The following is a 21,305-nucleotide window of genomic DNA, read 5'->3' as shown; positions in this document are numbered from 1 at the left end:
GATTTTTTTGGATGAACGCGTCGCCTGTAACGCCATCGCGAGCAAGCTCGCTCCTACAAGAATCTCCCGTCATTTCAACGCCGGATCCCCCATGTTCATTTTCTTCCAGCCCTGCAACAGCACTTGCGCCTTGGGCTCCTGCCCGTTGTCCAGGTAATACTGGATCAACGACAACCGGGCATTGCGATTGGCCGGCTGCACCTTCAACAGCCGTTCCAGTTCGGCGCACGCCTGGTCAATCTTGCCGCTGTCATGCAGGGCCACTGCCAGCACATAGCCGAACTGCCCGCTCTGGGGATCCAGTTGCGCGGCCTTGCGCAGGTACGGCATGGCTTGAGCGGCCTGGCCCGCACGAATCAGCGCCAGGCCCTGAGTGTGTTGCAGCAGGCCAGAGTCGGGGTGGTCCTTGAGGCTTTGCCCCAGCAGGGCATGGGCTTCCTGACTGCGACCGTTGGCCTCCAGCCATTGCACCAGGGTGACCAGCGCCGGGTAGAAGTCCGGATCGCGCTGCAGGGCGGTACGCAGCAAAGCTTCGACTTCTGCGCTGCGGCCATCGGCCTGATAGAGCATGGCCAGGTTCAGGTTGGCCTCGGCGCGCTCGGCCAGACTCTTTTGCACCGCTTCGTACTCGGCAATGGCGGCATTCCAGGCGTCCTGGGCGCTGCCCAAGCCATTGCGTGCGACGCTGAGCAGGTCCCGGGCGACGGCGATGCGTACAGCCCGCACCGGGTCGCTCAGCAACGGTGTCAGCAATGGCGCGCGCTCCGCAGGCGGCAGGAAGGCACTGACCGCCCGCACCGCGCTCTCGCGGACTTGCGGCGCCGGGTTGCCCAGGTCCCTGGTAGCCAGTTTCAACGCCTGTTCGCTCGGGTACGCCGGCAGTTCGGCCAGCAGCGTCGCGCGCTGAATCGCCGGCAGGTTGCTGCGTTGCAGTTGCTCGAACAACGCCTGCGCGGCGCCGGGCTGGCCGTTGCGAATCAGCCACAGGCTTTCGTCGTAGCGAGGGGCTTGTACCGCGCTGGCGTTGGCGGTGTTCCACAGCTTGAACTGCTCGGTGACCTTGTCGCCGGCCTTGCCTTTGTGGCAGGTCAGGCAGGCGTCAGGTGTACCGAGTTTCTTAGCTCGCTCAGGATTGGGAATGCTGAAGCTGTGGTCATGCCGCAAGTCGTTGCCCATGTAGAACTTGCCGGGCATGTGGCAATCCACGCACTGCGAACCCGGCTGGCCCATGGTGTGGCGAGTGTGTTCGATGGAATCGTAGTTTTTCGCTTGCAGGCCATTGCCGTCGACGCCTTCCACGGTGGTTTTGCCAGCGGTGTTGTGGCATTGCAGGCAAACGCCGTTGCCGGGTGCCTTCAACTGTGTGCTGTGGGGGTTGTGGCAGTTGCTGCAACGCACGCCCTTGTCGAACATTTTGCTCTGGGCAAAGGAGCCGTGCTCGAACACTTCGTCCTTGATCTTGCCGTCCAGCGCGTACAACTCGCGGGTCAGGACGCTCGGCAGGTAGTCGTCCATCAGCCGTTTGCCGACCGTGTAGCCATCGTCCAGGGGCGCGCGGCGAGAGTGGCAGCGGGCGCAGGTTTCGATTTCGACGGTGGCGTTCTTGTCCTTGAGGTCGACGGCAAAGCCTACGTGGATCAGGTCGGTTTTCTTCGCGGTCCATTCCAGGTGATTGGACGCCGGGCCATGGCAGGCCTGGCAGCCGACACCGAGGCTGTTCCAGTGACTGTCGAAGGTGTTTTTCGCCGCATCGAAATTGCGCTTGTAACCGGTGGTGTGGCACTCGACGCACATGAAATTGGCGTTCTGGCTCGGCTTGCTCCAGTGCAACGGGTTCTTGAAGGTCACGCCCTGACCCGGATAGAGGTGAAACCAGCGCTGCTTCTCGGTATCCCAGGCCACGCCGAGGGCCTGGAGCCGGCCTTCGCCGACCTCGATCAGGTATTGCTGCAAGGGGGCGATGCCAAAGGTGTAGGCGACTTTGAAATCGGCATTCTTGCCATCGATACCCGGCGTGTTGACCCAGAATTCGTCGCCTTTGCGCGAGAACACCGTGGTCTCTTTTTCGGCCTTGAAGGTGACGTTGTTGAAGTCGCCGAGCAGGGTGTCCGCGTTGGCTTGCTGCATCGCCAGTTGGTGATGGGAGCCTTGCCAGTCCTTGACCTGCTCGCCGTGGCAGCCCTGGCATTGTTGCTCATCGACCATTTTCGCAGGCTTGACAGCGACCGGTTGCGGTTTGGCCGGTTGTACGGCAGGCGCGCTGACGGGGACTGGTTTGAGCGGCGTCGGTGTACTGCCCAGCAAAAACCAGCCAATACCCGCCACAGCCAGCAGCAGGATGCCGATGGTGACAGGGAACAGATAACGGTTGATCAGGGTCGGTTGCGAATCAGGGTTTGGGGTTGCAGCTTTATTTTTATGTTTCGGCATTACGACTTCCATGGTCCAGGTGCGATTGCCTTGCGGCGCGCGATGACGCTCGATGCAGCTTTGCCGGATGGTCGGCGTGTGTCAAATGGCATTGTTTTGAGACTGATGGCCCCATCGCGAGCAAGCTCGCTCCCACAGGTCTTGTGTCGTGCACAAATGTTGTGATCGACACCGAACCTGTGGGAGCGGGCTTGCCCGCGAAGGCGATCTGTCAGGCGCCACGTCACTCCCCGACAAACCACCGGTAATACGGATTCCCGGAATCCCCACGCATCACCTCGCGCATATCCCTGGCCCAAGCGTCACGGTTTCCGTCGTACGCATGCAGGCTCGCCCGATAGAACTGCATCAGGCGTTGTTGCTGGGTGTTCATGCGCTCGATGAACCCGGCGTCGGCGTTCAACACGGCTGGCGACTGGTGCAGGGCGAGCAGGGCGGGCAACACGCGGCTGATCTCTTTCGAGCGAACCCAGGGTGCGTACTCGATGTGCGGTTGATCGTCCGTCACCGGTTGCGCATCGCCAGCGAAGCGTTCAAGCCCCTCACGATCAGTCACCCATGTCGCGAGCAATGCTGCGGCCGAACCGACGCCGACATCCTGCAAGGTGCTGCGAACGCTGTCCTGCTGGAAGCGCGCGTTGATCTTCGCCGCATCCAGTTCAATCGGCTCCATCGAACCCACCAGCAGCATCTCGTGGAACTCGCTGGTCCACAGGGTCGCGTACGGGAACACGTCGAGGAAGCTGCGCACCAGTGAGCGCGAGTCGTCGATGTTCTGCGTCGGCAGCGGCAGCCATTGGGCGACCAGGCCTTGTTTGTGCAAACGGCTGGCGGCCAGTTGGTAGAAGTCCCGGGAATACAGGTTGACCACGCCGGCAGCGGAGGGCGGTGGCGGCTCGAGAGTGATCAGGTCGTAGCGCTGCGGATTGCGCAGCAGTTCCTGGCGACCGTCACGCAAGCGCACATCGACCCCCGGATCGGCCGCGGCGTTGAAATTACCCTTGAACAAGGGGGCTGACTTGACCACCGAAGGCAGCAGTTCGGCGACCACGCGATGTTCCAGGCCGGGATAGCGGGTCAGGGCGCCCGCGGTGATGCCGGTACCGAACCCGATCACCAGTGCCGAGCGCGGCTCACCGTTGTGGATCAGCAGGGGCAGCAGCGCCTGGATCCGCATGTAGCGCAGGGACGGCATGGCGTCACCGGTATTGGATACGCCCTGAATGTACAAACGCTGGAATGCCCTTTCTCCCTTGCCCTGAGTGACCACGGCGACGGTGCCGCCACGGCCTTCTTCGTAGAACGTCAGCGTGCCGTTGCGCGCGCCCGGCAGCAGGCTGGCGAGCTTGTTGACCGGCGTGAACACGGCGAGCGCCAGGGACACCAGGCCAATGGCAACCACCGCCTGACGCCGGCCTTTCTTCACACCATGGCCCTTGCGCACGGCGAGGTACGCGATACCGGCGGCAATCAGCGCCAGCAGGCCCAGGGTCCGTACCAGACCCAGCATCGGGATCAGGACAAAGCCGCAGAGCATCACACCGACAATCCCGCCAAGGGTATTGAACGCGACGACTTCGCCGACATGGCGCCCCACCTGTTCGCCGCCGACGCTCAAGCGCAGGGCCAAGGGGAACGCAGCCCCCAACAACAGGGTCGGCACAAACACGATGCTCAAGGCAGCCACCGCAAACCGCGTGCTCATGCCAGCCAGTTCACTGCCGCCCAATGACAATACCCAGGATTCGGCCAGGGTCTGGGCGAGCACCAGCCAGCGTCCGAGCAACGCCACTTCCAGCAAGGCAATCGCGCCGGCTGCGGCAATCAGCACGCCGAACACCCCCCAGGGATCGCGCAGGCGATCGACCCGACGGGCCAACAGCATGCTGCCCAGGAACAAGCCGGTGAGGTAAGTCGCCAGCACCACGGCAAAGGCGTAGGTGCGGGTGCTCATGAATTGCACGATCGATTGCGACCACACCACTTCGTAGCCCAGGGCTACACCACCGGCAATAGAATACAGCCACAGGGCCAGGCGGTCGGGGGCTTTTTCAGTGTGATGTTTCACCGGGGCATCGACGGGTGCCAAGCGCTGGCGCTGGAACCACAAGGCCCCTGCGGCGGCCAGCAGGTTCAGCATGGCAGCGGCCAGCGCGCTGCCGCGCACACCGAGGGTGGCAATCAGCACGAACGCGGCGAGCAGGGTGCCGGCGATGGCCCCGGCGGTGTTCGCCGCATACAGCTGCCCGCCGGCCTTGCCCAGGTGTTGCGGGTCAGTGGCCAGGGAGCGAACCAGCACCGGCAGGGTGCCGCCCATCAACAGGGCGGGAATACCCACCAGCGCGAACGGCAGCACCCAGGCCAGCAAGCCCAAGTGTGCCTCCAGCCAGGCAAACGGGCTGGCCGCCAGGCTCATGGCAAAGGTTGCAGAGACACCGAGCACGGCCACCAGCACTTCCAGCCCGGCGTACAGCACAACCGGTTGCTGCATCCGGTCCGCCCAGCGCCCGAACAGCAAGCCACCCAGGGCCAACCCGGCAAAGAACGCGCTGATCCCGGTGGTGATGGCATAGACCTCGACGCCTACGACCAACGACAACTGCTTGATCCACAGCACTTGATACACCAGCGCCGCGGCGCCGGAGACAAACAGCAGCAGGGCGGGGATCAACAGCGCCGGGGAGGCGACTTGCGGGGAAGGTATGGCCGACGATTTGCTGGCGACACGTGAGGTCATTGCGGATTGCCTTTGCAATTCAAGAAAACTGCGACTGTACGGGCCTCATCTCGGGCAAGCCCGCTCCCACACTGGATCTTCGGTACGACAAAATCCATGTGGGAGCGGGCTTGCCCGCGATTGGGGCCAATACGGTCCCAACTCGGAAACAGTACCGCTCGCCAATGAAGGCGAGCGGCGGTCCAGCGGTCTTACTGTGCAGCTTTCATTTTTTCAGCGATCTTGGCGTCTACCGCAGCACGGATCTGGTCGATGCTGAAGCTGGCCGGTCTCTGGCTGGGTGGATACTCGATGAAGGTCTGCAGGAACGTTGCCGATTTTTCGACGGCTACAGCCGCCAGGTAGACGTTCTTGGTTTGCCAGTCGTAATACTGGTCGGAAACCACGTCGGCACGTTCATACGGGTCCATGCGCAGGTTGAAGATCTTCGGTACGCGCAAGCATACGAACGGTTCGCTCCAGACCTTGAAGCCGCCCGGTGCGCGCTGTTCGCAGAACACGGCTTTCCAGTTGTCGAAGCGCATCGACACCAGCACGCCGTCATCGTTGAAGTAGTAAAACTCCTTGCGCTCACCTTTGGGCGCCTGGCCGGTCAGGTAGGGCAGTTGGTTGTAACCGTCCAGATGCACCTTGAAGTTGGTGCCGCCCGAAGTCGGTGCCCACCCCTTGAGCAGCTTGGTTTTCACGTCGGCATCGCCAGCGGCGGCCAGCAAGGTCGGGAACCAATCCATGCCCGAGAACATCTCGTTGGACACTTCGCCCGGCTTGATCTTGCCTGGCCAGCGGACCATCGCCGGAACGCGGTACGCACCTTCCCAGTTGGAGTTCTTCTCGTTACGGAACGGCGTGGTTGCCGCGTCCGGCCAGGAGAACTGGTTCGGGCCGTTGTCGGTGGTGTAGACGACGATGGTGTTGTCGGTGATTTTCAGGTCATCGAGGGTTTTCAGCAGTTTGCCGACGTCGCCATCGTGCTCGATCATGCCATCGGCATAATCGTTGCCGGGCATGCCGCTCTGGCCCTTCATCGATTCACGCACGTGAGTGAACAAGTGCATGCGGGTGGTGTTCATCCAGACGAAGAACGGCTTGTCCGCCTTGGCCTGTTTCTCGATGAACGCCTGCGCGGCGGCGGTGGTTTCGTCGTCGATGGTTTCCATGCGCTTGGTGTTCAGCGGGCCGGTGTCTTCGATCTTGCCATCGGCGAAGCTGTGGATCACGCCGCGCGGCGAGTAGGCCTTGACGAACGCGGGGTCGTCCTTGGGCCAGTACGGACGCTCGGGTTCTTCTTCGGCGTTGAGGTGATACAGGTTGCCGAAGAATTCGTCGAATCCGTGGTTGGTCGGCAGGTATTCATCTTTGTCGCCCAGGTGGTTCTTGCCAAACTGACCGGTGGCGTAGCCTTGGGACTTGAGGGCCTGGGCGATGGTGATGTCGCGTTTTTGCAGGCCGACCGGGGCACCCGGCATCCCGACTTTCGACAGCCCGGTACGTAGCGCCGACTGTCCGGTGATGAATGTCGACCGGCCGGCGGTGCAGCTGTTCTCCGCATAGTAGTCGGTGAACATCATGCCTTCTTTGGCAATCCGGTCGATGTTCGGAGTCTTGTAGCCGACCACGCCCATGGAGTAGGCGCTGATGTTGGTCTGGCCAATATCGTCGCCGAAGATCACGAGAATGTTGGGTTTCTCAGCGGCCCCGGCGGTTGCCGAAAACGCCATGACCGTAGTCGCCACCAGGGCGAGTTTCGGTATCCACTTACGTATGCGAGTCATCTGACTGGCTCCTTATGCTCACTTGCGTCGCGTGCTGCGACAAACGTTTATTGCGGTCCTGCGTAACGTCTTTTTATTGCACTTGCTCGGAAGTGGCGGCATCGAACGGGTAGATACGACGCCATTCGGACGCCATGTCGACGACCGTCCAGCCACGCTTGTTTGCTTCGTCCAGGGCCTTGTCCAGACGACCGATCTGCGACTGCCGGTCGTATGCCCATTCGCGTTTGGCGTCGGTGTGATGCACCAGGCCCATGAATCGTTTGCCGGGACCGTCGGCGGTCCACTGGAGCATTTGCAGGTCGCCGTCGGAGTTGCCGAAGGCGAGGATTGGCCGACGACCGATCACCGCGTCGATGCTTTCCGGTTTGCCCGGGCCATCGTCGTTGTGGGCCAGTTTCGGCGTGCGCAGGATCGACGCCTTGCCATCCTTGTATTCAAAGCTGGTAACGAAGGTCGTGCCGATAACCTGCTCGGGCGGTACCCCATAGACCTTCTCGGCGAAGGCTCTCATGAACCCGGTGTCGCCACCGGAGACGATGTAGGTCTTGAAGTCTTTGCCGCGCAGGTAGTCGAGCATCTCCAGCATCGGCTGGAAGATCATTTCGGTGTACGGCTTGCCGGTTTTCGGATGCCTGGCCTGACTCAGCCAGGTCTTGGCATAGTCATCGAACGCTTCGGTGGTCATGCCGGTGTGGGTCGCACCGAAGATCTTCAGCAGGCCCTCCATGCCGGTGGCGGCCAGTGCCTTGTGATCGTTTTCCAGCACGGCCTGGAACGGCTGGGTGGTTTTCCATTCCGGGTGCTGCGGCGCGGTGCGTTTGACTTCTTCCAGGGCGAACAGCAACTCGAAGTACATCGGTTGCTCGCTCCACAAGGTGCCGTCGTTGTCGAACACGGCAATGCGGTCCTCGGGTTTGACGAAGTCCTTGCTGTTTTGATCGGTGACCGTCTGCACGAACTCGATGATCTGCTTTTTCGACGGACCGTCGTTCCAGGAGGGCAGTGGCTCGGCTGCCTGGACCAGCAGCGGCAGGCTCAAGGCCAGGGTCAGCAAAAACTTGAAGCCCGGGTGGCGAAACGTCATCGGATTTGTCATGGGAATTCCTTCTCGTGAACCGGGTTGAGTGGGCGCAGGGCAGGTGCGACTGATTCCCTGTTACGCTCGGCCTGACTATGCAGCGTAGACAAGGATTCCCTGATTTGGCGCAGCGCCTGGTCTTTGTCCGGTTCGCGGCCATAACAGGCGCGCAGGAAGGTTTGCAGGCGCGGGCCGAGGCCGGTCAGTTTCAGGCCCCGGCGGCTGCGTCGGGTCCACAGGTACAGGGCGCTGAGTTGCGCCGGTTTGCCTTCGATCTGCGGCGGGATCTGCCGCCACGCGTAGTCGGCGGACTCCAGCCAGGCGGCATGTCGGGCGCGGCGTCGGGCTTGCCACTTGAGGTGCGTGCGGTGTACGAGCGGGCGACTGAACCAGCCGAGTGCCATTACCGCCAACACCAGTGTCAATAGTCCGAACCAGTGCCCGGAAAGGTGCAGGCGATTCTGCTGGCCGAGTTTTTTCAGATCTTCGGTGATGGAAAACACCGGCTTGTAGGCGCTGTTGGCCACCGCGTCGAAGGTCACGGCAGGCACCGTGGCCGTGCGGGTTTGCTGGCTGCTGGCATCCCACCATTTGATTTCGACGGAAGGCAGGCTGTAATGGCCTTCGGTGTCGATTCGATAAGTCACGCTGTCGATGCGCTGGCCGCCATTGAAGTTGCCGCGACCGTCATCCAGATTGCGGATCTGCGGTGCTTTCGGGTAGCGGCTCAGGCCCTTGATGTCATCCTGCGTCGGTGTCGGCAGTGACATGGCCAGGGCACCGTCGGCCTGCAAGGTCAGTTCCCGGGTGATGCTGTCGCCGACCTTCAGCGGCGTGGCCGAATTGACGGTCTTCTGGGTAAACCGCAGCCCTTGAGCCACCAGCACCGCCTCACCGGGTTGGAACCCCGGTGGTTGCGCGGCATTGAAATGCAAAGGCTGGCTTTGGGCGCTGAGTTCGTGGCTGGCCTGACCCGGTGTGGCTTGTACCGTCAGCGCCGGAATGTCGTAGCCTTGGGCCAGGTTCGGGGTGATCAGGTAGCTGTAGCGCATTCCGCTGAAGGACTGGCCGTCGAAGGTCTGGTTGATGTGCTGGGCATGGCCGTCCGGTGGCATCACCAATGCGCCGGGCAGCTTCAGGTCGGGCAGGGTGGGGGCGCTGGTGAACCAGGAGTCGGTGAAGACATCGAGTTGCAACTTGACCAGGCTGCCGACCATGACGGGGTCGGCGGGTTGCAGGGTGGCCTGGACTTTCAACTGAGGGTCGGCGGCGAATGTGTTGAGGCTGATCAGGCTAATGAGCAGGGCGCAGAGTGTTGTGGTGATTGATCTGGCGCCATCGCGAGCAGGCTCGCTCCTACAGTGGATTTGTGGGGTGCTTGGATCAAATGTGGGAGCGGGCTTGCCCGCGATGGCAGCGACTCGGTCCTGAAGGTAGGTCATGGCTTGACCCCCGCCTGATCCTGCAAGCTGAATTTCTGCTTGAGGAATTTCGCCGGCGATGTGGTGAGATTCTGCAACCATTGCTCATCCGAGGCCGCTTGCTGGGTTTCCACCTTTTTGCTTTGGCCTTTACCCGGCGCCTTGTCCATCTTGATTTCGTCGGGTTTGACCTCTGGCGTGTTTTTCTCGGCGCTTTCGGTGTCTTTCTGCAAGGCAATGGCCAGGGCCAGGTTGGCCGTGGCTTCCGGAAACTGCGGTTGCAACTTCAGCGACTGGGTATAGGACGCGATGGCCTGATCGAACTTGAAGCGGCGCACGTAGATGTTGCCCAGGTAGAAATACGCCTGCGGTGTATCGAGCCGAGCGAAGCTGGCCAGTGCCAGGTCGAAATCGGCGGCGTTGTAGGCGGCCACGCCTTTCCAGTACGGATCGACAAACAGTGCCGCCGCCTGAGGGTAGTGCTCATGTTCGAAGGCCCAGCGACCTTGCTGGTCGCGGGTGAAAAAGGCATCGGTCAGCGCGTTGGCCTGTGCCGGCGCCGGTTGCAGGCCCAAACCCACCGTCAGCAGTAGTGCAGCCATCCAGTTCAGGCTCCAGCCCTTGCGTACGCTGAAGAAGGCGAGCAACAACAGCGGCCAGCACAGCCAGTAACCGGCGTCTTTCCAGTGCAATTCGCGCTGCTCGTCACTGGCTGCCTGGAAGTGCTGCTCGGCGTGCAGTTCGATCCAGTCCAGATCGTCATCGTTGAGGGTCAGGCTGCCCAGCGGGGCGTCCAGCGTTGAGGCAAGCTGCTTGAGGGCGTCCTGATCGAAGCTGCCGAGTTGCGGGCGACCGTCGCTGTCGGTGCGTGGCTGGCCGCTGGCATCGCGGATGATCCCGCCGTCGCTGCTGCCGGCCGCCAATATCAGCACTTGCAGCGCACTGTCTGCCAGTTGCTTGTCCAGCCCGGCCAGTGCCGAGATGTCGGCGCCATCGGTGATCAGCAGCAGGGTGCCGGGCGTTTTCTCGGCGGCGAGCAGGCGCTTGGCCTGATCGATGACCGCGCTGACATTTTTCCCCGGTTTGCTGATCAGGTCGGCGCTCAGGGCCTGAATGAACGTATCGAGCAGCGCCGGGTCGTCGGTGGCGGGCAACACCAGATGCGCGCTGCCGGCGTAGGCAATCAAGGCATTGCGCGAACCGGCGCGGCGCTGGATCAAGTCGTGGAGCTTGTGCTTGACCGCTTCCAGGCGACTGGGGGGAACGTCGCTGGCGTCCATGGAGGGCGACAGGTCGATGGCAATGATCAGCGGCGCACGGTTTTCCAGAAAGTCCGGCCGATCCTGCTCCCAGGTCGGTCCGGCGGCGGCGATGGCGCCCAGTACCAGCAGCGCACACACCAGATGCACGGGACGCAGACGTTGCCGGTCCTGCGGGGTGATCAGCAGATGCGGCAGCAGGTGCGCGGCAATGTTGCTGCGCAAGCGCCGTTGCAGGTCCTGGTTGCGCCGCCACAGCAATGGCAGCAATGCGCCGAACACCGCGAGCAACAGCCACAGTGGGCGCAGGAAATGGAAGTCGCTGAGGTTGATGTCCATGTCAGGCTTCCTGCCGTTGACGGGCGAGCATCAGCCGTGGAAGCAGCAGGGCGCCCAGGTGATAAAGCGCCAGCAGGGCAATGGCAGCGCCCAGTGGCCACCAGAACAGATCGCGTTTGGGCTGGTGGCTGAGGGTTTTCACCTGATGCGGGGTGAGTTTGTCCAGAGTGCTGTAGACCTGATCCAGGGCGTTGCGGTCTTCGGCGCGGAAGAAACGCCCGCCCGTGGCTTGGGCAATGTCCTGCAAGCCTTGCAGGTTGACCCTGGCTTCGCCCTCGGCAGTCGGGTCGCCGATGCCGATGGTGTGAATCACCACGCCTTTGGCCGCGGCTATGGCGGCCGCGTGATCCGGGGTGATGGCGCTGCTGGTGTCATTGCCGTCAGTGAGCAGGATCAGCACTTTTTCCTGCTCTTGGGCCTGAGTCAGCAGTTTCAGGCTCAGGCCGATGGCGTCGCCGATGGCGGTGTTGGGGCCGGCCATGCCGATGCCGGTGTCGTCCAGAAGTAGCGACAGGCTGGCGTGGTCGAGGGTCAGCGGTGCCTGCGGATAGGCACCTGTGCCGAACACGATCAGTCCGATTCGATCGTCTTTACGTTTGTCGATGAACCCGTGTACCACTTCCTTGACTGCGGCCAGGCGATTGATTTTCTGGCCGTTGGCGTCGGTGAAATCGGTGGTTTCCATCGACTGGGAAATGTCGATGGCCAGCATCAGGTCCCGCACCGGCTGCTGGCGCTCGATGGGTTTTTCCACCAACACCGGCCGACTTGCCGCCACCAGCAACAGCGTCCAGACCAGCAGATTCAGGAGCAATTGCCAGCCGTTGCTGCGGGTGCCGGCCTGGCTCGGTGCCTGGCCGACGGCGCGGCTCATCGCCCCGAAAAACGGTACACGCACGGCGCTGCGCGCTTCGCGGTAGTCGGACAGGTAGCGATAGCCGAACCACGGCAGCGGCAGCAGGATCAGCAGCCAAGGGTAATCAAGCTGCCACATGATGGCGCTCCACCCAGGTTTTGCAGGTGCTGAACAGCTGTTGGCGCTGTTCATTGGGCATGGCCCGCAATGTTGCGTCGGGGGCGTAGGCCAGCAGCGACAGTTGTTGGCTGAAGTCGACGGGTAGCGGCTGTTTACTGTGCCGCTGCAAAAATGCCTGCCAGTCCTCTTTCCCCAACCCCGCTGGAGAGTCCTGTGGGAGCGAGCTTGCAATCAAAGGTGGTGGTGACTGACCGGACGCCATCGCGAGCAAGCTCGCTCCCACAGGTTTTGCGTAAGGCATAGAGATCGCGACCCGTTTGAGCAGCTCCGGAAGCTCACGCAACGCACTCAGGTCATTGCTGCGCTGCTGCAATTCCTCCAGCCGCACCAACGCCTCGCGCCGATAGCGATCGCGCCGCCATTGCCGGTAGCGCCGCGCACCGGTCACCACCAACGTAACGATCAACAACGTCAGCAACGCCCACCACCCCCAGGTTTGCGGTGCATAACTGACCGGCACCGGCAGCGCCATTTCCTTGAGCTGGTCGATGCTCGGGATAGCGGGATTCATCGGCGCCCTCCGGTAAGCTTGCCCAGTTCGGCGCGCAGTTGTTCGTGGGCTTCTGTTGCGGTGCTGAACATCATCAGTGGCACCTGGCTGCGGCGCAGCAAAGTCGCGACATCCTTGAGCCGCCCGCTGAGAAAATCCCCAAGCGGCTGGTGCACCTGTTGCCGATCCACCGCCAGCTCCACCTGCAATTGCCCCTGGGTGACCAGCACGCGGCCGTTTTTCGGCAGGTTAAGCGCCAGCGGGTCATACACCTGCATGGCAATTACATCGTTGTGCGCCGCCAGTTGCCGCATCAGTTGCAAGGTGCGTTCGCCGGCCCCGGCGAAGTCGCTGACGATGCAGATCAGGTGATCGTGACCGGCCACGGCCAGGCAATGCTGCAGGACCTTGTCGAGCTGGTCTTCGCCCTCGGCGTCCGGGTTGGCGGCATTGAGCGCCTGGTTCTGCTGGGCGATGCGGCTGCACAGCGCTTCGATCCGTTTGCGGCTGCGCAGCGGGGCGATGCTGTCGATGCGTTGATCGTTGAAGACCAGTCCACCGACGCGGTCGCCGGCGTTGAACACCATCCACGCCGCCAGGGCGCCGAGCTCGGCGGCGACCGCGGATTTGAAGCTGCGTTGCGAACCAAAGAACATCGACATGCGCTGGTCGACGAGGATCAGCGCCGGGCGGTCGCGTTCTTCGGTGAATGTCCGTACCACCGGTTTGCCGGTGCGCAGGGATGCGCGCCAATCGAGGTGGCGCAGGTCATCGCCGGGCTGGTATCGACGCAGCTCATCGAAGTTCAAGCCCCGGCCACGCAAGCGTGAAGCGTGGTTGCCGGCCAGGATGCTGCCCTGGGGCTGACGCGCCAGAAAGCTCAGGTCACGGGCCTTGAACTCCAGGGCCATCAACTGGGCCAGAGAGACATACACCAGGCCGTCGGTGTTCACGCAGGAATCGCCACTTTATCGAGCAGACGGTCGAGCACTTGATCGGCGCTCACACCATCGGCCACCGCGTCGTAGCTCAGTTGCAGACGATGGCGCAGCACCGGGTGCACCACGGCGCGGACATTGTCCGGAGAAACGAAATCCTGGCCCTGCAACCAGGCGTCCGCCCGGGCGCAGCGGTCCAGACCGATGCCGCCGCGAGGGCTGGCGCCGATGCTGATCCAGCGCCCGAGGTCGGCGTCGTAATCGACAGGGTGGCGAGTGGCGTTGATCAGGTCGATCAGGTAACGGTCGATGGCCGGGGAGACGTGCACGGCACTGACTTCTCGGCGCGCGGCGAACACCACGTCCTGAGACAACGAGAATCCCTGCACCGCAGCGGTCCTGGCGCCGAGGGCCTGTTCTTCTTCGCGCAGCAGACGCAGCACCTGGCTTTCGTTTTCCGCGCTCGGGTAATCGAGCAACACTTTCATCAGGAAGCGGTCCATCTGCGCTTCCGGCAGCGGGTACGTGCCTTCCTGTTCGATCGGGTTCTGAGTCGCTACCACAATGAACAGTTCCGGCAGCGCATGGCTGTTGCCGGCCACGGTGATCTGGCGTTCTTCCATGGCTTCGAGCAACGCCGCCTGGACCTTGGCCGGTGCACGGTTGATTTCGTCGGCGAGAATCAGGTTGCCGAACAGCGGGCCGGGCTGGAAGCGGATTTCGTTCTTGCCCTCGACCTGATGCAGCACCTCGGCGCCAGTGATGTCCGACGGCAGCAAATCCGGGGTGAACTGAATGCGGCTCATCTTCGCGTCCAGGTGTTTGGCCAATGCTTTCACCGTGCGGGTCTTGGCCAGGCCGGGCAGGCTTTCCAGCAGCAGATGACCGTTGGCCAGCAGGCCCACAAGGATTTGTCGAATGACCTGATCCTGGCCGAGCACGGCTTCGGCGATGCTGGCTTGCAGGGCATTGAGGTCGTTGAGTGCGGTCATGGGGTCTCCTAGAAAAACGCCAGGGTCATGTTGACGCTGAAACCATTGCCTTCAGGCCGGTTCTTGGTATCGAACTCCGGGACCCAGCGAGCACTGATATTGGCCTGGGCGTCGGCGAACTTGCCGGTCCAGCCCACTGTCGGGCCAGCGCCGACGGAGCGCCCGCGAAAGCCACTGGTTGCGCCGGATCCGGAGTCATCGGTGACCTGCTGGATATAGCCTGCCACCATGCCGGCGTTCCAGCCGTTGCCGAATCCGTGGGTCCACAGTGCATCGAGGGTGAAAATGTTGCCGTTGCGATAATCCGTGGCGTCGTTCTCGGTGTAGAACTCCAGGCCGCTCGACAGGGTGAATTCGCCGCCCTTGCCATCCAGGTGGGTGAACGCCACGGTAGGCATGAAGGTGTAATTGTTCTGCCCGGGGTTGGCCAGGCGATCGACGTTGTAGGCGCCTGTCGGCACGTAGATCGGCAGCGAGAGCGAGATGTGGTTGAGTTCGTCGAAGTGGTAGCCGGCCGCAATCGGGGTCACCAGCATGTCGGCGAACTGGGTGCCGGTGTCCGAGGTGCCCAGGGTACGGCCACGGGGACCGGTCACGTTGGCGGTGATGTCGGTGTACTGCACTGGCACGCCTATGGCCGATGCATAGTTCCAGGGACCCTTGCCGGTGTCCCAGACATGGGTGAAGTTGGCCATGGTGTAGGAAACCTTCATGTCCAGCCCGGTACTGATGGCACCCACGATCGGCACTTGAGCGCTGCCCTTGAGTTCGCCGTCGTACCAGATGCTGGTCAGGGACATGACCCAACCCGGCTCCGGGGGCACGATCCCGGCGTTGGAAAACACTTGCTGCCCGGTGATGGGGCGACCGACACCGCCCTCGGCCGCCAGTACCAATGGACTACCGCTGACCATGCACAGCGCCAACAAGGGGCGCACTACGAGAGGCCTGAACATGCCTGACTCCGTTTATTGTTTTGGGGTGACAGGAGTCAGCAACGGCATGTGCCATTGGCCGTTGGTGACTTCCGGTTTTGGCAGATACAAACGCAAAATCCCGTAGAACGGACCACCCGGGGCTGGTAGCCAGTTGCTTTGCAGGTCTTTGGCCGGTGCCTTGTGCTGCACGTACAGGGTCAGGCCGCCATCGGCATCGAGCTTGAGGTCGGGCAGCATGCGCGAGTTGATCAGGTAGCGATTGAGCGGGTTGGCCACCAGCAATTTGTTCTTGCCGTCGTACATGGTCAGCGACCAGAACGCATCGGCCGGGGGCAGGGCGCCCTTGTCGAAGTGCAGGGTGTAGTCGGTTTTCGACGCATCGACCGGCTTGCCGTCCTTGTCGACGAAATAACCGATGTAGTTGGCCTCTTCGGCGGAGTTGCCGAAGATCCCCATGTTGGCGCCAGCATAGCGGTACAGATAATTACCCTTGAGGTGATCGCGGGTGCCGAACAGATCGTCGCTGCTGACCTCGTGGGTATCGACTTTGGTGTTCTTGAACTCGGCAAACTCAGCCTTGGCATCGCTGATGCCGTCTTCCAGCGCTTTGCGTTGCTCGGCGCTGAGGTCGGTCAGCTTGAACGGCTTGCCGGCTTCGACACCGATTTTGGCGAAGCGCGCAAGCAGGTCCTTCTCGACATCCTGGGCCGGAGCGAACGACAGCATGAAGTTCAGGTAACGGAACAGGTCCGGGGTTTCGCTCATGGTCGGCGTGGGTTTTGGCCAGTCGATCTTCGGCGCGGCAGGCGGGGTTTTGCGTTTATCGTAATGGCTCAGGCTTTCAACCTTGTAACCCTTCTGGATCTGCCTGACCTTGGCCAAATCCTTTTCATCGAATAGCTGGGTGCGATACAGCGCATAGGCAATGTTGCTTTCACTGCGTAGCAAACGGTCGATGTTCAGCGGTTGCTGGCCCTGCCAGTTCGGCCCGGCGACCATGAAGTGGCCGCCGTTGTTGCCGGTGCTGCGGGTGCCCAGGTACGCAAAGTTCTGCGTGTAGGCATCAATCAGCTGCACCGAGTAGTAGCGGTGTTCTTCGATGGCCGGCAGGGTCAGTACCACCGGCTCGGCGCGCAAATCCATCCAGACGAAGGAGTAGGGCGTGTCGGCATTCGGCGTGACGAACGCGGTGTCCCTGGCGGTGAAAGCCTTGGCCGTGTTGCCGATCTGGTTGAACGGCGCCTTGAAGTTCGGGCTCTTCCTGTCCACGGCCTGGGTGTAGAGCGTCTTGTACATCTCTACCACCGGGAAGCCGTACAGATAGGCTTCCCTGGCAATGCCCCGGGCTTCTTCCGGGGTGGCGGTGAAGTCGGCCCAGGCACTGGTACTCAGGGCAAGGGTCAGGCCGGTCAGCAGCAAATTGCGGTTATTCATCGTACTTCCTTGGTGAATGTCCGGGCGTCATTCAACGGCCGTGATGTCGTCGAGTTTCCAGCTCTTGTCGAAATAGGCTTCGGTCGGGGCATACAGGCGGAAGTAGCTGAACCAGTGTTTGCCCGGCAGGGTTTGCACCCAATTGCTCTCGAAGCCTTGTGGCGCGGTCGGACCGAAGTACAGGTCCGCCGAGCCATCGGCGTACTTTTTCAGATCTTGACGGGACGACAAATCGGCCTTGCGCTGCGGGTTGTCGATCAGGCAGCGGCTGGCGATGTCGTATACGGTCATCGACCAGAACTGCTTGGCCGGCGGGTTGGCGCCGACGTGCAGGCGATAGCTCTTGCCGCCGTCGAGCCAGTTGCCCTTGGCGTCGGTGTAGGCACCGAGGTAGGTCTGGCCCAACCCCGGGGTCTTCGAAACCATGCCTTTAGTGTTGGTCACTGCCTCGTAAAACCAGGCACTGCGTTCCCACAGCTGGTCATAGTAGGCGACGCGCTGTGATGGCTCGGCGATGTTCAGCACGGTGTCCCACTGCCGGTCCGGCCAGTACTGGGCACCGGGGAAACGCTTGGCGAAGGTATTGGCCTTGGCGATCAGCTCACCGACCTCCGCGCCTTGTTCCAGGGCATTGCGCTGGGCTTCGGTGGGATTGAACGGCTTGTCCTTCTCGATCCCAAGGCTGGCGAGCATGGCCATGTAGAAACGGTCGCGTTCGTTGACCGGTTCCTTCTGAATGATCTGGTGCAAGCGTTCCCAGTATGCGAGGCCCCGCGGCTGGGTGCCGGACCAGGCTTTGCCTGCGGGGGAGAGCAGTTTGGTCTTGGTCGGCTCGGCGCCTTTGGCGTACGGGTACATCTTGAATTGCTCGACCAGTGCCTTGCCTTTGGCCGGGTCCGGGTCGAGCACACGAAAACCTACCAGCACGTTCATGGTTTCCGACTTGGCCAGGTAATATTTACCGGCATCGGCCGGCGGCTCGGCGCCCGGTGGCAGTACCAGGTACTTGCCGCCCTTGCCTTTGTCCGGACCGGTCTGGCCCATGTCGATGATCGCCCGTTGCCAGAAATCACCAATACCGCCCGCAGTCGGGCCGGGTGGCAGTTCGATCACCAGCGGCCCGGTTTCGTTGAGGTCGACGAAGCCGAGGATGTATGGCGTGGTGGCATTGGCGGTGATCACGCCGAGCTTGTCTTCGTAACTGTTGAGCACCATCAGGTCGCCGCTGCGGGCGCCCAGCTTGTCGCGGAACTCTTCCTGCCATTGCGCGTAAGACACCAGCGGCAACGCCCAGAGGTAACTCTGAGTCGCTTGCTGGAAATCCAGTTCGGCATACAGTCTGGCAATGGATTCATGGGCCGGCATTTCGCCCTCCATGGCGATTTTGCCGATACGGGTGTCCAGGTCCTGGGCACCGACCCCGCAACTGACGAACATGGTCATCAGGCTGAAACCGGCTGCGCGAATGGCACCGTGCATAGAGAGAATCCTTATTTGCCGAAGGTCACGTTGATCCCTGCGTACAGCGTGAACTGCGGCAGGCCTTTGCCTTTGTGATCCACGGTCCATTGCGGTTCAACAAAGGCGTTAATGATATTGCTGCCGGATTTCCACGCTTTGCCGCCACCCAAACCGATGGGGATGTAGTGCGTGTCGTTCTTCAGATCGAATGTCCAGGTGCCGGTGGAACGCAGGTACCAGCCCTTTTCCAGGTTGTGGATGATGAACGGCTGGAAGGTCGCAGATTCCACGTGAGGGCGGTCGTGATCACCGGCGAACGAACTCTGGTATTGCACCAGTGCGCCGAGGAGTCCGCGCGGCGAGGAGTCGATGGCGATGGCGGACAGGCCGGCCTGCCATTTGCCAGTTCCCAGTTCATCCTGCTCGGCGGTCGGCGCAGTGATTTGCGGGCCGATGCCCAGCTGCACGCCTTCGGTCTTGAGCAGGAAAATGTCGAACACGTTCAGGTCGCCGATGCCGGTGCTGTAGCCGTTGTGCGGATCGGGTCGGGTGCTGACGGGGAGCGTGACGCGCAGCAACTGCGGGACGCCTATGACGTCATTGGCTGCCATCGGAAGGGCGCCGCGCAGCAGCGCATCATTGGTGTGAGCGTTGGTATCGAACAGCTTGGGTGTGTAGTAATCCTGCAGGTTTATACCGGGTGCCAGGTTCAGCGGGTTGTTGCTTTTGTTGGCGGTCTCGGCGTTATCCGCGTGAGCACAAAAAGCAGGTGCGAATGAAGTCACCCATACAAAGGCGTACTTCCGCAAATTCTTAGACATTAATCCCCCCGTTCCCTGGTGGCTGATTGGGCAGACGGCCCCTGAATCTGGCCGTAACTGCGTAATCCCTTTCCGATCAAGCCTGTAGGACTCGTCAGATGAACTTAGCAGTTAACTGCGGGTTAACCAGTAGGAAGGATTAATTCTTTCGTTTTATGGGCAGTTTCTCGTTAATTTCGTGTACTAAAAAGTTAATACGGATCAAGCGTTTGCCCAAACAAGTTAAGTAGCTGTCTAGCCGATGCAGGAGCGATCCTGCTCGCGAAGGCGGCCTGTCAGTCAATATATGCGTTGGATATGACGACCTCTTCGCGAGCAGGCTCGCTCCCACAGGAAACTCAAGCAATAGCCGGTTCAGTCAACCTCAGTTCTTCTTCGCCTGTTCCCAAACCAGCTGTTCCTGCTCGCGCAGTTCCGGTGTGAACTCTGCACCAAAATCTTCCGCTTCAAACACCTGGCGAATCTCGATCTCGGCCTCGGTGCCCGGCATCGGGTTGGGGCAGCGCTTGACCCATTCGATGGCTTCTTCCTTGGACTTCACTTTCCACAACCAGAAACCGGCAATCAGTTCCTTGGTTTCGATGAAGGGGCCGTCGATCACCGTGCGTTTGTCACCTGAAAACTTTATACGAGCGCCTTTGCTGCTCGGGTGCAGGCCTTCGCCCGCGAGCATGATGCCGGCCTTGACCAGTTCTTCGTTGTAGTTACCCATGGCGGTCAGCAGTTCCTGGCTGGGCATCACGCCGGCTTCGGAATCCTGGCTGGCCTTGATGATGATCATAAATCGCATGGTGATGTCTCCGTTGTATTTGAGTGACTCGCTTAATGGTCGAATGGCTGCGTTGCAAATCGACAGCCCCTCGAAAAATTGTCGTAGCAGACACTTTGGCAGGTTTCATTTCGACCGCCATTTCGCTACACCGTATTTCTGGCGCGCCTGTCCAACGATCAAAGGAATGTTTCCTGTATGCCAATTCTGGAACTCACCACACTCATCCCAGGTCGCACGCCCGAACAGGTCCTCGATTTCTGCCTGGAAGGCGTCAATTTCCCAAGGATTTTTCCCGAACGCATTACCCCGCTGGGCGATATCGATCTGAACAACTTGCGGATTGAAGCCGGGCGGCAATTCCGCTTTCGCCACTGGATGTTCAATGTGATTCCGTCGGACTGGACGGTGGTGATCCGTGAAGTCGGTGAAATGCATTTCATCGACGAGATGCTAAAGGGACCGATGCGTGCCTTTCGTCATGAACATCGGGTCGAGGCGGGAGAGGGCGGTACGCTATATACCGACCGGGTGACGTATTCGGCGATGGGGGGGCGCCATTGGAGTGGTTGCTGGTCAATGGCTACATGCGGAGGATTTTCGAGGCGCGACATCGCAATATGCTGCAGTTACTCAAGTAGCACCGCTCCCACAGGATTGTGGGTTGTATCCAGTTTTGTGCTCTGATACATGACAATTTATGTTTGACCATAGGTCGTCGGACAATTTCGTGGTTAACTTCGGCCTCGTCAAAATTCTCCACCACAACGTTCAGAAGGACTCCGTTCATGGCTCAAGTCACTCTCAAAGGCAACCCGGTTCAAGTCAACGGCCAACTGCCACAAGCCGGTTCCAAGGCGCCAGCCTTTTCCCTGGTTGCCGGCAATCTGTCCGACGTCACCCTGAAGAACTTTGCCGGCAAGCGCAAAGTGCTGAACATCTTCCCAAGCGTTGATACCCCGACCTGCGCCACCTCCGTGCGCCAGTTCAACGCCAAGGCCAGCAGCGTCGACAACACTGTCGTGCTGTGCATCTCCGCTGACCTGCCGTTCGCCCAGGCCCGTTTCTGCGGTGCCGAAGGCCTGGAAAACGTACAGAACCTGTCGACCCTGCGTGGTGCCGAGTTCATCCAGAACTACGGCGTGGCCATCGCCGACGGCCCGCTCAAAGGCTTGACCGCTCGTGCCGTCGTGGTTCTGGACGAAAACGACAACGTGCTGCACAGCGAACTGGTTGGCGAAATCGCTGACGAGCCGAACTATGACGCGGCACTTGCTGTTCTGAAATAAGCCGGGCTTTACAATGTTTAACGGCCTGGCCCTGTCCAGGCCGTTTTCATTTGTGTTTCAGTGTCTTGGATAATTCTCCTGTTACGTAAGCCGAAGGT

General features: G+C 61.2%; 16 protein-coding genes and 1 pseudogene. 2 read left to right on the top strand and 15 right to left on the bottom strand.

The window, feature by feature from the left end; genetic code table 11:
* Positions 1–69: 69 nt before the first annotated feature.
* The 15 genes from PSJE_RS03800 to PSJE_RS03730 all read right to left on the bottom strand — a co-directional run bounded on the left by PSJE_RS03800 (position 70) and on the right by PSJE_RS03730 (position 19,939).
* Positions 70–2,430, bottom strand: coding sequence for a tetratricopeptide repeat protein (locus tag PSJE_RS03800; RefSeq protein ID WP_090455045.1), 2,361 nt, complete (start codon positions 2,428–2,430; stop codon positions 70–72).
* A 223-nt stretch (positions 2,431–2,653) separates the two neighbouring features.
* Entirely contained in the window at positions 2,654–5,167 is a 2,514-nt protein-coding gene (locus tag PSJE_RS03795; protein ID WP_090455046.1) for a fused MFS/spermidine synthase, read from the bottom strand.
* A gap of 191 nt (positions 5,168–5,358) precedes the next feature.
* On the bottom strand, positions 5,359–6,939 hold the full coding sequence (locus PSJE_RS03790) for an arylsulfatase (protein ID WP_057714984.1): 1,581 nt from the start codon (positions 6,937–6,939) through the stop codon (positions 5,359–5,361).
* A gap of 73 nt (positions 6,940–7,012) precedes the next feature.
* On the bottom strand, positions 7,013–8,038 hold the full coding sequence (locus PSJE_RS03785; RefSeq protein WP_057714983.1) for an HAD family hydrolase: 1,026 nt from the start codon (positions 8,036–8,038) through the stop codon (positions 7,013–7,015).
* Positions 8,035–9,462, bottom strand: coding sequence for a BatD family protein (locus PSJE_RS03780; RefSeq protein WP_090455047.1), 1,428 nt, complete (start codon positions 9,460–9,462; stop codon positions 8,035–8,037). Before PSJE_RS03780 ends, PSJE_RS03785 begins: the two co-directional genes overlap by 4 nt.
* Positions 9,459–11,039, bottom strand: coding sequence for a VWA domain-containing protein (locus PSJE_RS03775; protein WP_090455048.1), 1,581 nt, complete (start codon positions 11,037–11,039; stop codon positions 9,459–9,461). Before PSJE_RS03775 ends, PSJE_RS03780 begins: the two co-directional genes overlap by 4 nt.
* A gap of 1 nt (position 11,040) precedes the next feature.
* On the bottom strand, positions 11,041–12,033 hold the full coding sequence (locus tag PSJE_RS03770) for a vWA domain-containing protein (protein ID WP_090455049.1): 993 nt from the start codon (positions 12,031–12,033) through the stop codon (positions 11,041–11,043).
* Entirely contained in the window at positions 12,020–12,586 is a 567-nt protein-coding gene (locus PSJE_RS03765; RefSeq protein ID WP_090455050.1) for a DUF4381 domain-containing protein, read from the bottom strand. Before PSJE_RS03765 ends, PSJE_RS03770 begins: the two co-directional genes overlap by 14 nt.
* On the bottom strand, positions 12,583–13,518 hold the full coding sequence (locus PSJE_RS03760) for a DUF58 domain-containing protein (RefSeq protein WP_090455051.1): 936 nt from the start codon (positions 13,516–13,518) through the stop codon (positions 12,583–12,585). The genes PSJE_RS03765 and PSJE_RS03760 overlap by 4 nt, the downstream gene beginning before the upstream one ends.
* Positions 13,515–14,495 carry an AAA family ATPase gene (locus PSJE_RS03755; protein ID WP_090455052.1) on the bottom strand — a complete coding sequence of 327 codons (981 nt, stop codon included), beginning with the start codon at positions 14,493–14,495 and terminating at the stop codon, positions 13,515–13,517. Before PSJE_RS03755 ends, PSJE_RS03760 begins: the two co-directional genes overlap by 4 nt.
* An 8-nt stretch (positions 14,496–14,503) precedes the next feature.
* Positions 14,504–15,451 (bottom strand): SphA family protein, encoded by a 948-nt coding sequence (locus tag PSJE_RS03750; protein WP_090455053.1) that lies wholly within the window; start codon positions 15,449–15,451, stop codon positions 14,504–14,506.
* A gap of 12 nt (positions 15,452–15,463) precedes the next feature.
* Positions 15,464–16,867 carry a DUF1254 domain-containing protein gene (locus PSJE_RS03745; protein ID WP_090455054.1) on the bottom strand — a complete coding sequence of 468 codons (1,404 nt, stop codon included), beginning with the start codon at positions 16,865–16,867 and terminating at the stop codon, positions 15,464–15,466.
* 27 nt (positions 16,868–16,894) lie between these two features.
* Positions 16,895–18,346, bottom strand: a complete 1,452-nt coding sequence (locus PSJE_RS03740) for a DUF1254 domain-containing protein (protein WP_090455055.1) — start codon at positions 18,344–18,346, stop codon at positions 16,895–16,897.
* An 11-nt stretch (positions 18,347–18,357) separates the two neighbouring features.
* A complete protein-coding gene (locus PSJE_RS03735) occupies positions 18,358–19,149 on the bottom strand; it encodes a hypothetical protein (protein ID WP_090455056.1) in 792 nt (263 codons plus the stop codon).
* A gap of 364 nt (positions 19,150–19,513) precedes the next feature.
* A complete protein-coding gene (locus tag PSJE_RS03730) occupies positions 19,514–19,939 on the bottom strand; it encodes a YciI family protein (RefSeq protein WP_090455057.1) in 426 nt (141 codons plus the stop codon).
* A gap of 177 nt (positions 19,940–20,116) precedes the next feature.
* Here PSJE_RS03730 and PSJE_RS03725 point away from each other — a divergent pair.
* Together PSJE_RS03725 and tpx are read left to right on the top strand one after the other, a co-directional pair.
* Positions 20,117–20,559 (top strand): annotated as a pseudogene (locus PSJE_RS03725) (SRPBCC family protein).
* 147 nt (positions 20,560–20,706) lie between these two features.
* Positions 20,707–21,207 (top strand): thiol peroxidase, encoded by a 501-nt coding sequence (gene tpx / locus PSJE_RS03720; RefSeq protein WP_090455058.1) that lies wholly within the window; start codon positions 20,707–20,709, stop codon positions 21,205–21,207.
* Positions 21,208–21,305: the final 98 nt, after the last annotated feature.

The organism is Pseudomonas jessenii (genome assembly GCF_002236115.1).
Taxonomy (GTDB): Bacteria; Pseudomonadota; Gammaproteobacteria; order Pseudomonadales; family Pseudomonadaceae; genus Aquipseudomonas; species Aquipseudomonas jessenii.
The sequence above is the reverse complement of the archived record's forward strand: the minus strand, read 5'-3'. Positions and strand labels throughout refer to the sequence as shown.

What these genes read in the sequence shown, in the direction of transcription:
- PSJE_RS03800 (WP_090455045.1), bottom strand. Translation starts at nt 2,430, where the DNA reads ATGCCGAAACATAAAAATAAAGCTGCAACCCCAAACCCTGATTCGCAA.
- PSJE_RS03795 (WP_090455046.1), bottom strand. Translation starts at nt 5,167, where the DNA reads ATGACCTCACGTGTCGCCAGCAAATCGTCGGCCATACCTTCCCCGCAA.
- PSJE_RS03790 (WP_057714984.1), bottom strand. Translation starts at nt 6,939, where the DNA reads ATGACTCGCATACGTAAGTGGATACCGAAACTCGCCCTGGTGGCGACT.
- PSJE_RS03785 (WP_057714983.1), bottom strand. Translation starts at nt 8,038, where the DNA reads ATGACAAATCCGATGACGTTTCGCCACCCGGGCTTCAAGTTTTTGCTG.
- PSJE_RS03780 (WP_090455047.1), bottom strand. Translation starts at nt 9,462, where the DNA reads ATGACCTACCTTCAGGACCGAGTCGCTGCCATCGCGGGCAAGCCCGCT.
- PSJE_RS03775 (WP_090455048.1), bottom strand. Translation starts at nt 11,039, where the DNA reads ATGGACATCAACCTCAGCGACTTCCATTTCCTGCGCCCACTGTGGCTG.
- PSJE_RS03770 (WP_090455049.1), bottom strand. Translation starts at nt 12,033, where the DNA reads ATGTGGCAGCTTGATTACCCTTGGCTGCTGATCCTGCTGCCGCTGCCG.
- PSJE_RS03765 (WP_090455050.1), bottom strand. Translation starts at nt 12,586, where the DNA reads ATGAATCCCGCTATCCCGAGCATCGACCAGCTCAAGGAAATGGCGCTG.
- PSJE_RS03755 (WP_090455052.1), bottom strand. Translation starts at nt 14,495, where the DNA reads ATGACCGCACTCAACGACCTCAATGCCCTGCAAGCCAGCATCGCCGAA.
- PSJE_RS03750 (WP_090455053.1), bottom strand. Translation starts at nt 15,451, where the DNA reads ATGTTCAGGCCTCTCGTAGTGCGCCCCTTGTTGGCGCTGTGCATGGTC.
- PSJE_RS03745 (WP_090455054.1), bottom strand. Translation starts at nt 16,867, where the DNA reads ATGAATAACCGCAATTTGCTGCTGACCGGCCTGACCCTTGCCCTGAGT.
- PSJE_RS03740 (WP_090455055.1), bottom strand. Translation starts at nt 18,346, where the DNA reads ATGCACGGTGCCATTCGCGCAGCCGGTTTCAGCCTGATGACCATGTTC.
- PSJE_RS03735 (WP_090455056.1), bottom strand. Translation starts at nt 19,149, where the DNA reads ATGTCTAAGAATTTGCGGAAGTACGCCTTTGTATGGGTGACTTCATTC.
- PSJE_RS03730 (WP_090455057.1), bottom strand. Translation starts at nt 19,939, where the DNA reads ATGCGATTTATGATCATCATCAAGGCCAGCCAGGATTCCGAAGCCGGC.
- tpx (WP_090455058.1), top strand. Translation starts at nt 20,707, where the DNA reads ATGGCTCAAGTCACTCTCAAAGGCAACCCGGTTCAAGTCAACGGCCAA.